Raw genomic sequence first — 13,000 nt, 5'->3', positions numbered from 1 at the left:
TCCATCGGCTGATTGGGCGATTGCATTACGCGATTGCCGCGGATACTTGCAAAACGGCGCCTTGCGGCCGCCGCTTATTCACACAAAACCAGATTGCAGCCGATGACCACCGCGCACATCCATCAGATCTTCTATTCGGAGCAGACCCGAAGCACGCTGGACAAAGGCTTCATCCCGCTCGACAACGTCGGGCAGCGGCCCGACTGGCGCGAATACTGGCCGATCCGTAACTTCCTGCTCAACAACACGCTGGACGACGCGGCGTACTACGGCTTCCTGTCGCCCAAGTTCGCGGCGAAAACGAACCTGGAGGCGAGCGACGTGAACGCGTTTCTCGCCACGGTGCCGGAATCGACGGACATCGTGTCGTTCTCGCCGTATTTCGACGCGGGCGCGCTGTTCACGAACGTGTTCCTGCAAGGCGCGCAAGGGCATCCGAACGCATGGGGACCGTTCGAGGAAGTGGTGCGGCTGATCAAGCCGGGCGTCGAACTGAGCACGCTGATCATGGATTCGTCGAATAGCGTGTATTGCAACTACTTCGTCGCGAAGCCGCGCTTCTGGCGGCATTGGCTTAGCCTCGCGGAAATCATCTTCGGCATCGCCGAAGCGAACGGCACGCCGCTCGCCTTCGCGCTGAACGCCGCGGCGCGTCACGCGCAGGGCGACACGCCCGTCAAGACGTTTCTGATCGAGCGGCTCGTTTCGCTGATCCTCGCGACGGAAAAGCACTGGCAGGTCGAGTCGTTCAATCCGCTCCAGCTGCCGCTCGTCTATCCGGGCGCGGCGCAGGCCGCGCAGGAACTCGTGATGCTCGACGCGCTCAAGCGTTCCGCTGTCGGCAGCGGCCGCGCGGAGTACATGACCGTCTGGTCGCAGCTACGCGAGCGCGTCGTCGCGTCGATGACGGCGTCCCGCTAGCGGTTGATGGCCGCCGCCGCCGTATCCAGCTCCTGATTCAGCACGCGCTGTTCGTCGCCCGTGAGGCCGCCGCCGTGTTGCGCGGCCATGTCGTGCGATTCCTGGCGGATCGTGTCGAGCCGGCGATGCAGCGCAGCGCCTTCGGGCGGCGGATAGTGGCCCTGGTTCACGCGGGCGTCGATGTGATGGCCCATGTTGTCGATACGGCCTTCCACCTGCTCGAGGCGATGCACGGCCGCTTCATGCGGATTCGGCGCGGGATGCGGTTCGGCCCACTGCTGCTGCGAGCTGACGCACGCGGCGAGCGACGAAACCAGTGCACAACAGCCAAGCGCACGAACGATACGTTGCATAGGGTTCTCTCCTTCTTTCTGATCGATTCCAAACGAATACGCGAAACAACGGACCGGCTGCCGCGTGCGCTGACGCGCTGCCGGCAGGGTCCACAACGGTTTGCTTGCCGATTGCGTGATCGGCTGGGAATGGGGTGCGAGGCGAGGCCCGAGAATGTTCAATCAAGCCGGAGCCTGGCGCACTGCGTCGCTCGCCTTTCAGGCGCCGCGCTTGAACGGCAAACGCACGCCTTCCTTCTCGCTGCGGTTCGCCAGTTCGATGATCGCCATCACATCGACAGCGTCCTGCGTGCTGATCGGGAACGGCACACCGTCATGAATCGATGCCGCCATCGCGCGGTAGAAGTCGACATAGGCGCCGTCGCGCGTCGGCAGCTCGCGCTGCACTTCCTGCTCGCCTTCCAGCACGCGCAGCGTGCCCGCGTCGTTGCCGCCGCCAAAGCCGGCATCGCCCGGACGCAAGCCGGTTTTCAGCTGGTCTTCCTGCGTATCCAGGCCGTATTTCACGTAACTGCCGCGCGTGCCGTGGATCGTGTAGCGCGGCGCGACCAACGCCGTCAGCGCGCTCGCGTGCAGCACGACTTCGTGATTCGCGTAACCGAGCAGCAGATGCACGTAATCCGGCGCGCTCGCGTTGTCGCGATACGCCTTCACCGTCGCGTAGACGGTTTCGGGCGCGCCGAACAGCGTCAACGCCTGATCGATCAGATGCGGGCCGAGATCGAACAGCAAGCCGCCGCCGCGCGATGCCTCTTCACGCCAGCGCTGCCGGATGCCCGGACGGAACCGGTCGAAGTGCGATTCGAAATGCGTGATGCGGCCCAGTTCGCCGCTCGCGAGCAGATCGCGCACGGTCATGAAATCGCCGTCCCAACGGCGGTTGTGGAACGGCGCGAACAGCAGCCCCTTGCCTTGCGCGAGATCGGCGAGCGTGCGCGCGTCGGCGGCCGACAGCGTGACGGGCTTGTCGACGACGACGTGCTTGCCTGCTTCGAGCGCGCGGCGCGCGAGGTCGAAGTGCGTGTCGTTGGGCGTCGCGATCACGACGCATTCGATCTCGGGCAGTGCGAGCAGCGCGTCGATATCGGCGACGATCTTCGCATCCGGATAATCGGCGCGTGCCTTGTCCCCTTGTCCCGTGGCGATCGCCGCGACGCTGGCGCGTCCGCAATGTTCGATCACCGGCGCATGAAAGGTGGCGCCGGCAAAGCCGTAGCCCATCAAGCCAATTTTCAGCGATGAAGACATGCGTGTTCCCTGCATAACCGGCACGCCGCGGGGGCAGCGCGCAACGCCGTAATTGTGGCACGGCGGCGCTTCGCGCCATGCCGCTCCCGGTGGCGCGCGTCGTGCCGGTCTCGGCCGAACGGGATAAGCCGGGGCATCGGGAAGGGCATTCGTGTTAACATCGCGGCTCTCACGCGAACGGCAAAAAGCGCATGGAATCAATTGCGTGGCGCATCGGCGGACAGTTCGGCCAGTGCCGCGCGGCTGCCCGCCACGATGCGCCGCAAACGCCGTTTCGCTGCATGTTCTCGGGCCGTTCCTCGCGAATCGCGCCCTCAATCGACTACTCATCCACACACGATGTCCGCAGGCCTGAATTCCGCCCAAAGCGAAGCGGTGCGCTATCTCGACGGTCCCTGCCTCGTGCTCGCGGGCGCGGGCAGCGGCAAGACGCGCGTGATCACGCAGAAGATCGCGCACCTGATCGAAAACAAAGGCTTCGAGCCGCGCCATATCGCCGCCGTCACCTTCACGAACAAGGCCGCGGCGGAAATGCGCGAGCGCGTCGGCAAGCTGCTCGAAGGCAAGACGCTCACCGCGCCCGGCAAGGAAGGACGCAAGGTGCCCGTCAACCAGCTGACGGTGAGCACGTTTCACTCGCTCGGCGTGCAGATTCTGCGTCAGGAGGCGGAGCACGTCGGCCTCAAGCCGCAGTTCTCGATCATGGATTCCGACGACTGCTTCGGCATGATCCAGGAGCAGGTCGGATCGACGGATAAGGGCTTCATCCGAAAGATCCAGACGATCATCTCGTTGTGGAAGAACGGCCTCATCATGCCGGACGAGGCGATGAGGATTGCGTCGAACGAAGACGAACACCAGGCGGCGATCGTCTACCGCAACTACGTCGCGACGCTGCACGCGTATCAGGCCGTCGATTTCGACGATCTGATCCGTCTGCCCGCGGAACTCTTCAAGAACAACGAGCAGGTGCGCGACCGCTGGCAGAACAAGCTGCGCTATCTGCTGATCGACGAGTATCAGGACACCAACGCGTGCCAGTACGAACTGGTGAAGCTGCTGGCGGGGCCGCGCGCCGCGTTCACGGCCGTCGGCGACGACGATCAGGCGATCTACGGCTGGCGCGGCGCGACGCTCGAAAATCTCGCGCAGCTCGGCAAGGACTTTCCGAAGCTGCACGTGATCAAGCTCGAGCAGAACTACCGCTCGACAGTGCGCATCCTGACGGCCGCGAACAACGTCATCGCGAACAATCCGAAGCTGTTCGAGAAGAAGCTGTGGTCCGAGCACGGCATGGGCGATTCGATCACCGTCACCGGTTGCAACGACGAAGAGCATGAAGCGGAGTCGGTCGTGTTCCGGCTGTCGGCGCACAAGTTCGAGCGGCGCGCGCAGTTCCGCGACTACGCGATCCTGTATCGCGGCAATTTTCAGGCACGCATCTTCGAACAGGTGCTGCGCCGCGAGCGGATTCCGTATGTGCTGTCGGGCGGCCAGTCGTTCTTCGACAAGGCCGAGATCAAGGACATCTGCGCGTATCTGCGGCTGATCGCGAATGCGGACGACGATCCTGCGTTCATCCGCGCGATCACGACGCCGCGCCGAGGTGTCGGCAATACGACGCTCGAAGCGCTCGGCTCGTTCGCGGGACAGGCGAAAGTGTCGCTGTTCGAGGCGGTGTACATGGGCGGCATCGAGGCGCGGCTGTCGGCGCGTCAGGTCGAGCCGCTGCGAGTCTTCTGCGATTTCATGCAGCGTCTTCGGGATCGTGCGGACAAGGATGCAGCAACCTCCGTGCTGAACGACATGATGGAGGCGATCCACTACGAAGCCTACCTGTACGACGCATTCGACGAGCGCCAGGCTCAGGCGAAATGGCAAAACGTGCTGGAGTTTCTGGAGTGGCTCAAGCGCAAGGGCACGAAGCCCGAGCCGGAAGCGGGCGTCGAGCAGACCGGCTACGACACCGCCGACGGTCTCGCCGATACTGGCAAGAACCTCCTCGGACTGATTCAGACGGTCGCGCTGATGTCGATGCTCGAAGGCAAGGATGAAGACCCGGATGCCGTGCGGCTGTCGACGGTGCACGCGTCGAAAGGCCTCGAATATCCGCACGTGTTTCTGGTCGGCGTCGAGGAAGGCATCATGCCGCATCGCGGCGGTTCGGAAGACGATGCTCCGATCGATGACGAACGTATCGAAGAAGAGCGCCGCCTGATGTACGTCGCGATCACGCGCGCGCAGCGCAGCCTGCATCTGAACTGGTGCAAGAAGCGCAAGCGGGCGCGTGAAACTGTGGTGTGCGAGCCGTCGCGCTTCATCCCCGAGATGGGCCTCGACGAAGCGCCGCCCCCGACGGCGGAAGAAGCACCGATGTCGCCGAAGGATCGGCTCGCGAGTCTCAAGGCGCTGCTGCAGAAGGCCTAAAAAAATCCCCGCACGAGGCGGGGATTTTTATTTGGGCGGGCGTTATGCGCGCTGCTTATTTCGCCGCGTTGACCATGTAATCGACGGCGGCTTTCACGTCGGCATCGGAGGCGTTCGATCCGCCCTTCGGCGGCATTGCGCCCTTGCCGTGCAGCGCGTAGTTGTAGACGGTGTCGATGGGATCCTTCAGACGCGCCGCCCACGCTTCCTTGTCGCCGAACTTCGGCGCGTTCAGCACGCCCGCCGCGTGACAGGCCTGGCAGACCTGCTGATACAGCGCCTTGCCCGCCTGCGATGCGTCCGCGCTCTGCGCGGCACCCGACGCGGGCGCTGCGCTTTGCGGCACGTTGGCCATCGCGGCCATTGCGGCGGCGGCTTGTGCGCCTGCGGCACCGGAAGCGCCTTCCGCGCCGGAAGCCGGGGTTGCGCCCGATGCCGCCTCAGTGCCGGACGCAGCCGCTGCACCCGACGCGCCTGCCGGACCTGCGGCCGGCTGACCCGGCACCGGCTTCGGAGGATCTTCGAACTTCGCGCCCGCGTTGTTCGCCATGTAGGCGACGGCGAGACCGATTTCGTAGTCGCTGTAGTCGTCCGGGCTCGTGCCGCCGCGCGCGGGCATCGCGCCTTTGCCCGTCAGCGCGTTGTGCCACAGCGTATCGAAACCTGCGGCGATACGCGCAGCCCAGTCGCCCGCGTTGGTGAACTTCGGCGCCCCTGCCGCCCCCGATGCGTGACAGGCCGAGCAAACCGCCTTGTACACTTCCTCGCCCGTCTTGTAGACGCGCGGCGCGTTGGCGTCGCGGATATCGACCTTGGCGAGAGGGGCGGTGCGTGCGTCGACTGCGGCGTCGGACAAACCGTCCGTGCCGGCGCCCGTGCGCGTCGAGTTGTCGACGTAGTAGGCAAGCAGAATGATGATGATGATGGGGACAGCAAAGCCGGCGATGACTGCGGCGATCAGCTGTCCGGGGGTCTTGATCGGGGCTCCGTGTGGTGCTTCGCTCATGCTTGTCTCGTCTCCCGTGGGTATTGTGAGCGGTACAGCGCGACGGCAACAACCTTGTTCTAGATCAGCCACGACCGATTATAGACGGAAGGTTTCGGCGTCGGCGAGCAGGCCCGGACAGTGTTCAGTAGGCGTTTACGCGAACATTTTCGGGGTTCGGGCGGCAATTGCCGCGTGCGGTTGCGTGCGCGGCTCGGCGCAGCGGGTGGTGCCGGAAGACCTCGACGGCCCGCAGCGCCTTGCATCGACAGGGGCGCGGTGGACGGGCAGCTCGAAACCGGGTATGCTCTCGGTCTCGCTTTGGCGCCGCATTTCGCATCAACCTTGTGATTTTGCAGCGCTTTTTGCCGAGTTGTTGCCGAATGCGCCCGTAGCTCAATGGATAGAGTACTGCCCTCCGAAGGCAGGGGTTGCTGGTTCGATCCCAGCCGGGCGCGCCAATTTCTAGCGGAAACGTGGTCAGTATTTGTTGCTGATCACCATCACCACCGCTTTGCCTCATCTACTTCTTCCCGAAGTCCTCTTCCTCCCGCATTCCGTCGAACGACCTGGCAGCGTGTGCCTGGCGGTCACATCGCCGGACGATCCGCCATCCCGCCGTTCAGCGACCGTTCGCGACGAAATAACACCGAAACCCGATTCTTTTCACCTGATTGGCGATCGGCGACCGCCGTTATGCTGGAATCCATTGAAATCCCGCCGCTGCGATGTTCGCCGGTGGCGCTCATCAGCGAGTTCGTGAGGCAGCGTCATCCGACAGGCATCGCTCGCTCTTCACCCTTTAAGCGTGATTCTCCTTCTTGAATAGCCCGCATCGTATGGAATACCCAAAATCCGACTACAAGGAGTATCCGAAGACCCTGGCTCCAGACGATCTCTGGGGACAAGTGCGCCGTACGGTTTATGGCAAGCCGGTGTCGGATGAGCAGATCCAGATGATCGTCGAGTCGATACGCGCCGGGCTTGGACTAAGCGGCGAGGACGTGCTGCTTGAGCTCGGCTGCGGTAACGGCGCGCTCTCACAATATCTGTTCGATGGATGCAGTGAATTCGTCGGCGTGGACTTTTCCGACTATCTGATTTCCGTCGCACAGCGCAAGTTTCAGCGGGCCGGTTTCAGATTCGTCGCGAGCGACGCGTTGGCTTATCTCAGCGCTGAAGATCGTCCCGAGCGCTTTAGCAAGGCGCTGTGCTACGCAATGCTGTCTTATTTGAGCGATGAGCAGGCGCAAGCGTTGTTGATGAGCCTGTTCAATCGCTTCACGGGCATCACGACCATCTTTCTAGGCAATCTGCCGGATCGCGACCGCGCGCATCTCTTCTTCCACGACGGCAAGGACTTCACCACTGAACTCGACGATTCAGCGTCGCAGATCGGCAAGTGGCGCTCGCCAGCGCAGCTTGAGGCGCTGGCCGCCCAATGCGGTTGGCGTATGCGCGTCGAACTGATGCCCGACAACTTCTATCAGGCACATTACCGCTACAACGCCGTGCTCGAACGTGCACGCTAACCGCATCAGAGGTCACTCATTCATGTTCAGCAAGACTCAGCCTGCTGATCTCGCCATCTTCGGCGGCACACCGGTTTTCGATACCATCCGCTCGATCTCGAATCTGGTTCAACCCGATGTCGAGCAGTTCCTGTCGTATTCGAAACTGTTCCATGACGCGCGGCAATACACGGACCACGGGCGTGTCGAGCAGATGCTGGAACGCCGGCTCGCCGAATTCCATCAGGTCGAGCATTGCATCTCTTTCGCCGGCGGCTTCTGGGGGCTGGTGCTATCGATGAAGTGCCTTGCATTGCCCGGCAAGAAGGAAGTTGTGATGCCGTCGCTCACGTATCGGCGGCTCGCCGATATCGTCGCTTGGGCCGGGCTCGTCCCGCACTTTTGCGAAGTCGATCCTGTGACGCTTTCGATCACCGCTGAAACGGCGGCGCCCTGCATCAACGAGAACACTGCGTTGATCCTGGGTGTGCATCCCATCGTCAATTGTTGCGATGTCGATGGTCTCGAGCGGCTATCGGCGCAGACAGGCGTCCCCTTGTTGTTCGACGCCGTGGAGTCGGTCTACGAAACCTACCGGGGCCGAAAGATCGGCTCCTGTGGCCAGGCCGAATGCTTTTCGATGCAGTCGAGCAAGCTGTTCAACGCGTTCGAAGGCGGCTACGTGACGACCAACGACAGCGCGCTTGCCGCGCGACTGCGTGACATGCGTCACTTCGGCATCCGGGACGACGGCTCGCTCGACCCGGTGGGCATCGATGCAAAACAGAACGAGATTCACGCCGCGATGGCGCTGGCCGCAATCGACGACGTGGAGGCGCAGGTACTTCGCAATCGCGACCGCTATCGCGCCTACCAGCGACTCATCCCGACGGTGCCCGACATGCGTCTGTTGCCGTTCGACGAGAGCGAGCGCTGCGGCTACAAGAACATCGTCGTGGAGTTGAAGGATGGCTGGCCGGTCAAGCGCGAGCGCGTACTCGCGATTCTGCACGCCGAGCACATGCTCTCGCGTCCCTATTACTCGCCGGCGCTGCATCAGAAACGCGTCGACTATCCGACCGTCGCAGGCGATTTGCGCGCGACCGAACTGCTGGCAGAGCGTTTCCTGATGCTGCCGTGTGGTCATTTCGTCGATGAAACCGACATTGCGCAGATCGTCGCGCTGCTGAACTTCATTCATACGCACGCCACTGAAATCAACGAGCGGTATCCGGCATGAGCACAAGCACTTTCACCATCGACAATCTCGCGATCTTTGGCGGTGCCCCGGCGCTTGCGCAGCGACTCGCGCTCGGTCAGCACAATTTCCCTTCATGGGATCGCTACGAGGCCGCGTTTCGGGATATCTTCGCCCGCCAGTACTACACGAATCATGGGCCGCTTGCCCAGGCGCTCGAGGCTCGCCTCCAGCAACGCCTCAACGTGCGCCATGCAATGTGCGTGACCAACGCCACCATCGGACTCGCGCTCGCCGCGCAGGCGCTGGGGCTGAAGGGCAAGGTCGTCGTGCCGGCTTTCAGCTTTGTGAACACCGCGCAGTCGCTCGCCTGGGCCGATGTCGAGGTGGCGTTCTGCGACGTCTCGCGTGCAACCGGACATCTGAGTCCTGAAACGGTCGAGCCGCTCTTGACGGAAGGCGTCAGCGGAATTCTGGGTGTCAACCTGTGGGGCGATGCCGCCGATGTCGAAGCGTTGGAGCATCTTGCCGCGCGGCATGGCGTTCCACTCTATTTCGACACTGCACATGGATTTGGGTGCGAGATCGCCGGCAAGCCGGCTGGCGGCTTTGGCCGGCTCGAAGTCATCTCTTTTCATTCAAGCCATATTCTCAGCGCGACGGAAGGCGCGGTCATCTGCACCAACGACGACGACCTTGCCGCTCACATCCGCAATATCCGCAGCAACTATGGCATGGGGCGCCCGGTGCCCGTTGGCAAGACCGGCAACGGCCGGCTGTCGGAAGCCCAGGCCGCGATTGCGCTGATGAACCTGGACGATTTGCCGGAACTGATCGCGCGTAACCGACGCGTGTTCAACGCATACGAAACCTTGCTGGCCGACGTACCCGGCTTGCATCTGAAGAAGCCTCAGCAGGTAAGCGCAAGCAATTATCAGAACGTCGTCTACGAGATGGACGCGCGGGAGTTCGGCTTGTCCCGCGACGCGCTGATCGACGTGCTTCGCGCTGAGAACATCGAAGGCGGCGCGGACCGGGGCCTTGGCACGCGGTGTCGCGATCACGGCCATTCGTTGCCGAATACCGCGCACTGGTGCGAATCTGTCCTGCAACTGCCCACGGGCGCGCAGGTCGACGAAGCGGTAGTCGAGCGTATTGCCACGGTAGTCCGTACTGCACAACGTAATGCCGGGCGTGTCGCGAAAGCGCTGGGAGCGTGATGTGAAGCTCGGGATCATGCAGCCGTATTTTTTTCCGTACCTTGGGCATTTCGCCCTCATTGCCAGCACGGATGCATGGGTGGTGTTCGACATCACGCAGTACACACCCAAGACATGGATGAATCGCAATCGAGTCCTGCATCCGAAGGAGGGGTGGAATTACATTAGCGTCCCATTGTCGAACTCGTCGATCTCGATCACGACGAGCGAAGCTCGTGTGCTTAACCTGGCGGAAACGCGTCGCAGCGTGCTTGGCAAGCTGAGTCACTACCGGAATAAGGCACCGTACTATCGTGCTGTAGAGGGACTGGTGCAGGCCGCGATGGCCGACAACACGAACGACCGGCTGACGCACCTGAACGCGCGCGGATTGCAGGTCGTCTGCGATTACCTGGGTTTGCCGTTCAACTACCGGATTTGCTCCGAGCTCTCGCTGTCATTGCCGGAGAAGTTACCGGCGGGCGGCTGGGCGCCTGCCATCTGCTCGGCGCTGGGGGCGAGCGGGTATGTCAATCCCGTTGGTGGCCGGGAGTTGTTCGACGCGACAGACTTCGCATCACGCAATATCTCGTTGGAGTTTCTTTCCTTCGAGCACTTCGAGTATGGTACGGGACCCTACCAGTTCGAGTCAGGTCTTTCGATCCTCGACGTCCTGATGTGGAATTCGCCGCAGACGGTAGTCGATGCGCTGCGTGCCGGCACCACACTGCTAGCGCAATAGCACGCGTTATCGAGCTTGCCCGGCTGCGCCGGCTTCGCGCAACGCGGCTATCACCCGATCGACTTCCACTTCTCCATAACGCTGATCGCACGGCAGCGCGAGGCATTCGGTCGACAGCCTGAACTCGAGGTCGTCCGCCATGCCGGTGCCGCCGCGCGTGTCGGGCCAGTACTTTGCGACGAAGATGCGCTTCGCAGCCAATGCAGCGTGCAAGTCGGCCCGGTGATTCCAGAAGGGATAGCAGAGCGGCGCCTGGACTCGCGCATCGAGCGATGCCAGTGCATTCTCGCCGCCAAGCTGCTGGTGATAGCGAGCGAAATTCTGGCCGCGGCGTTCGAAAGCGCTGGCGTAGTCGAGATGGGCGAGCAGGCGTTGAGTGAGCGTAGACATGCGCTTCGGTTGCTGGCCTCGCAACGTTGCACGTGCTGCCCGAATGCCTGCATAGCCCGCTTCGGGGCCTCGATCGATTCGGATCAGCAGCGGCTGCAATCGCTCGATCGAGCCCGTGTCCTGCTCCTCGGGTTCCTCAACGGGCAATCCGGTTATCAGGTAGCCGCCATCCGGAATGCCGAAGAACTTGCGTGGCGAATACAGCGTCGCGAGGCAGGCCGTCGGAGGAGAAAAGAACGCCTGCGAATTGTCGATCACGATCTGCGTGCGCGGGAATCGCGAGAGCACCCGGTCGACCTGAGCGTCGCATACGCCGAAGTAATTCACGTAAAGAAGCCAGTCGTTTTCGCCGAGAACAATGTCCTCGGCAATGTCGAAGCTGGCGTCGATCCGGTATCGCTGAACGGGGATGCCGGCCATCGCAGGCGGCTCGAGCATGGTCTCGCAGTTGTACCACGGCATCCAGATACGCTCGGGCCGGCCCGCCATCAGCAACGCAAGAAACGCAGCGCGGGCGGACTGGAAGCGCAGCGCATCGGGATAGTGCTCACCGTTGCCCGGCGGCAATTCCAGTTCGAGATACCCGCCTATTGCGTCGCTATTCATCGTCCTGCCTCTGGAACCAGAACGGATACCCGGGCATGATCCGTTGCGCCACTGCCCGATGTCCGTTCAACATGCGCGGGACTGCGCCGCGCACACTCGAGGATCACTTCGATGATGCGTTCCTGCTCGCCTTGCTCGAGTGCCGGATAGATGGGCAGGCACAATACCTGGCGCGATAACGCTGTCGCGACGGGCAGATTGTGCGCGCCGGAGGACGGCAGGCCCCGATACATCGGGAATTCGCTGATGAGCGGATAGAAGTATCGGCGCGCCGCGATCCGGTGCTTCCTCAACTCCTCATACAGCTCGTCCCGGTTGAGCGGAAACTCGGGCCGTACGAGCAGTGGGAAGTACGAGTAGTTTCTTGAGCAGTATTCGGGCACATCGTGCATGGCGAGGCCGTGAACGTTGCGAAATGCCTTGCGATAGCGCTCATCGATAGCCGAGCGTTGTGCAAACACCTGCTCCATGTGCTTCAGTTGAAGCAGGCCGAAGGCGGCCTGAACTTCGTTCATCTTTCCATTGATGCCGGGCGCCACCACGGTCGTCTCATCGACAAAACCGAAATTCTTCAGGTTGTCGATGCGGCGCTTGGTTTTCTCGTCCTTGCAGACGATGGCTCCGCCCTCGAACGTGTTGAACACCTTGGTGCCGTGAAAGCTCAGCACGGACATGTCGCCGTATTCGAGAATCGAGCGGTCGCGAATGCGAACGCCGAACGCATGCGCTGCGTCGTAGATAACGCGCAGGCCATAGGTGTCCGCGATCGTCTCGATACGCTCCACGTCGCACGGATTGGCGTAGACGTGAACCGGAAGGATCGCGGTCGTCTGCGGCGTGATCGCAGCTTCGATTTTTTCCGGATCGAGATTCATGGTGACGGGATCGACGTCGGCGAACACCGGCTTGATGCCGTTCCAGTGCAGCGCATGCGTCGTCGCCACGAAGCTGAACGGCGTGGTGATCACCTCGCCCGTGATCTTCATCGCCTGCAACGCGGTAATAAGCGCCAGCGTGCCATTGGAGAACAGCGAGAGATGTTCGATGCCGAGATACTCGCACAGCTGCTTTTCGAGTTCCCGATGGAACACGCCGTTATTGGTCACCCATTTGCGTTTCCAGATTTCCTCGAGGTACGGCTGGAATTCCTCAAGCGGGGGCAGGTAGGGCTGCGTAACGGGAATCGGACTGCCTGGCGCGCCGAGTCCGGATACGGTGTTCGTGGGGGAGCTGGCGAGCGGCTGCGCGTCCTGCCCTGAAGGGGCTCCAGCCACCTGGCGGTTGGCAAACAGGATGTCCGTGGTCATGAGGGGATGCGCCTCGTCAGTCGTTATCGTTCGAGCCCGCGTCGCGGAGCTGGGAATATCGCCTTCGAACGCAATCGAAGGCAGGCTTGTTCAAAGTTTGTCATCGACGCGCA

General features: G+C 62.3%; 12 protein-coding genes and 1 tRNA gene. 7 read left to right on the top strand and 6 right to left on the bottom strand.

Annotated features, from left to right (window positions below; translation table 11 throughout):
* The first annotated feature begins 102 nt into the window (after window positions 1–102).
* On the top strand, window positions 103–921 hold the full coding sequence (locus tag G3N95_RS07825; RefSeq protein ID WP_205969435.1) for a hypothetical protein: 819 nt from the start codon (window positions 103–105) through the stop codon (window positions 919–921).
* On the opposite strand, the gene G3N95_RS07820 is transcribed toward G3N95_RS07825, so the two are convergent.
* A complete protein-coding gene (locus tag G3N95_RS07820) occupies window positions 918–1,274 on the bottom strand; it encodes a hypothetical protein (protein WP_205969434.1) in 357 nt (118 codons plus the stop codon). The two genes, G3N95_RS07825 and G3N95_RS07820, sit on opposite strands and share 4 nt — an antisense overlap.
* A gap of 198 nt (window positions 1,275–1,472) precedes the next feature.
* Complete coding sequence (locus G3N95_RS07815) at window positions 1,473–2,522, bottom strand: oxidoreductase (protein ID WP_205969433.1); 1,050 nt, start codon at window positions 2,520–2,522, stop codon at window positions 1,473–1,475.
* Window positions 2,523–2,861: 339 nt separating this feature from the next.
* Here G3N95_RS07815 and G3N95_RS07810 point away from each other — a divergent pair, with 339 nt between their 5' ends.
* Entirely contained in the window at window positions 2,862–4,949 is a 2,088-nt protein-coding gene (locus G3N95_RS07810) for a UvrD-helicase domain-containing protein (RefSeq protein ID WP_205969432.1), read from the top strand.
* A 55-nt stretch (window positions 4,950–5,004) separates the two neighbouring features.
* Here the strand turns inward: G3N95_RS07810 and G3N95_RS07805 are convergent, their stop codons facing one another.
* Window positions 5,005–5,955: a c-type cytochrome gene (locus G3N95_RS07805; RefSeq protein ID WP_205969431.1), complete on the bottom strand. Its 951-nt coding sequence runs from the start codon at window positions 5,953–5,955 to the stop codon at window positions 5,005–5,007.
* A 364-nt stretch (window positions 5,956–6,319) separates the two neighbouring features.
* Between G3N95_RS07805 and G3N95_RS07800 the strand changes: the two genes are divergently transcribed.
* Window positions 6,320–6,395, top strand: a tRNA-Arg gene (locus G3N95_RS07800).
* 129 nt (window positions 6,396–6,524) lie between these two features.
* Here the strand turns inward: G3N95_RS07800 and G3N95_RS07795 are convergent.
* Window positions 6,525–6,683 carry a hypothetical protein gene (locus G3N95_RS07795; protein WP_205969430.1) on the bottom strand — a complete coding sequence of 53 codons (159 nt, stop codon included), beginning with the start codon at window positions 6,681–6,683 and terminating at the stop codon, window positions 6,525–6,527.
* A 90-nt stretch (window positions 6,684–6,773) separates the two neighbouring features.
* Here G3N95_RS07795 and G3N95_RS07790 point away from each other — a divergent pair, with 90 nt between their 5' ends.
* Genes G3N95_RS07790 through G3N95_RS07775 form a run of 4 tightly spaced genes read left to right on the top strand, consistent with a single transcriptional unit; the run spans window position 6,774 to window position 10,584 of the window.
* Window positions 6,774–7,466 (top strand): class I SAM-dependent methyltransferase, encoded by a 693-nt coding sequence (locus G3N95_RS07790; protein WP_205969429.1) that lies wholly within the window; start codon window positions 6,774–6,776, stop codon window positions 7,464–7,466.
* Between the two features lie 22 nt (window positions 7,467–7,488).
* Window positions 7,489–8,685: an aminotransferase class I/II-fold pyridoxal phosphate-dependent enzyme gene (locus G3N95_RS07785; protein WP_205969428.1), complete on the top strand. Its 1,197-nt coding sequence runs from the start codon at window positions 7,489–7,491 to the stop codon at window positions 8,683–8,685.
* Complete coding sequence (locus G3N95_RS07780) at window positions 8,682–9,863, top strand: aminotransferase class I/II-fold pyridoxal phosphate-dependent enzyme (protein WP_205969427.1); 1,182 nt, start codon at window positions 8,682–8,684, stop codon at window positions 9,861–9,863. Before G3N95_RS07785 ends, G3N95_RS07780 begins: the two co-directional genes overlap by 4 nt.
* 1 nt (window position 9,864) lies before the next feature.
* On the top strand, window positions 9,865–10,584 hold the full coding sequence (locus G3N95_RS07775) for a WbqC family protein (RefSeq protein ID WP_205969426.1): 720 nt from the start codon (window positions 9,865–9,867) through the stop codon (window positions 10,582–10,584).
* A 6-nt stretch (window positions 10,585–10,590) separates the two neighbouring features.
* On the opposite strand, the gene G3N95_RS07770 is transcribed toward G3N95_RS07775, so the two are convergent.
* Both G3N95_RS07770 and G3N95_RS07765 read right to left on the bottom strand, forming a co-directional pair.
* Window positions 10,591–11,580, bottom strand: a complete 990-nt coding sequence (locus G3N95_RS07770) for a hypothetical protein (protein WP_205969425.1) — start codon at window positions 11,578–11,580, stop codon at window positions 10,591–10,593.
* Complete coding sequence (locus G3N95_RS07765) at window positions 11,577–12,887, bottom strand: DegT/DnrJ/EryC1/StrS family aminotransferase (protein WP_205969424.1); 1,311 nt, start codon at window positions 12,885–12,887, stop codon at window positions 11,577–11,579. The genes G3N95_RS07770 and G3N95_RS07765 overlap by 4 nt, the downstream gene beginning before the upstream one ends.
* Window positions 12,888–13,000: the final 113 nt, after the last annotated feature.

Origin of the sequence: Paraburkholderia sp. Tr-20389 (assembly GCF_017104565.1) — a bacterium.
Classification (GTDB): Bacteria; Pseudomonadota; Gammaproteobacteria; order Burkholderiales; family Burkholderiaceae; genus Paraburkholderia.
The sequence above is the reverse complement of the archived record's forward strand: the minus strand, read 5'-3'. Positions and strand labels throughout refer to the sequence as shown.

Bases quoted from the DNA above. Each gene is read 5' to 3' on its own strand.
- G3N95_RS07780 (WP_205969427.1), top strand. From the start codon at position 8,682: ATGAGCACAAGCACTTTCACCATCGACAATCTCGCGATCTTTGGCGGT.
- G3N95_RS07825 (WP_205969435.1), top strand. From the start codon at position 103: ATGACCACCGCGCACATCCATCAGATCTTCTATTCGGAGCAGACCCGA.
- G3N95_RS07790 (WP_205969429.1), top strand. From the start codon at position 6,774: ATGGAATACCCAAAATCCGACTACAAGGAGTATCCGAAGACCCTGGCT.
- G3N95_RS07805 (WP_205969431.1), bottom strand. From the start codon at position 5,955: ATGAGCGAAGCACCACACGGAGCCCCGATCAAGACCCCCGGACAGCTG.
- G3N95_RS07820 (WP_205969434.1), bottom strand. From the start codon at position 1,274: ATGCAACGTATCGTTCGTGCGCTTGGCTGTTGTGCACTGGTTTCGTCG.
- G3N95_RS07810 (WP_205969432.1), top strand. From the start codon at position 2,862: ATGTCCGCAGGCCTGAATTCCGCCCAAAGCGAAGCGGTGCGCTATCTC.
- G3N95_RS07815 (WP_205969433.1), bottom strand. From the start codon at position 2,522: ATGTCTTCATCGCTGAAAATTGGCTTGATGGGCTACGGCTTTGCCGGC.
- G3N95_RS07765 (WP_205969424.1), bottom strand. From the start codon at position 12,887: ATGACCACGGACATCCTGTTTGCCAACCGCCAGGTGGCTGGAGCCCCT.
- G3N95_RS07785 (WP_205969428.1), top strand. From the start codon at position 7,489: ATGTTCAGCAAGACTCAGCCTGCTGATCTCGCCATCTTCGGCGGCACA.
- G3N95_RS07795 (WP_205969430.1), bottom strand. From the start codon at position 6,683: ATGAGCGCCACCGGCGAACATCGCAGCGGCGGGATTTCAATGGATTCC.
- G3N95_RS07770 (WP_205969425.1), bottom strand. From the start codon at position 11,580: ATGAATAGCGACGCAATAGGCGGGTATCTCGAACTGGAATTGCCGCCG.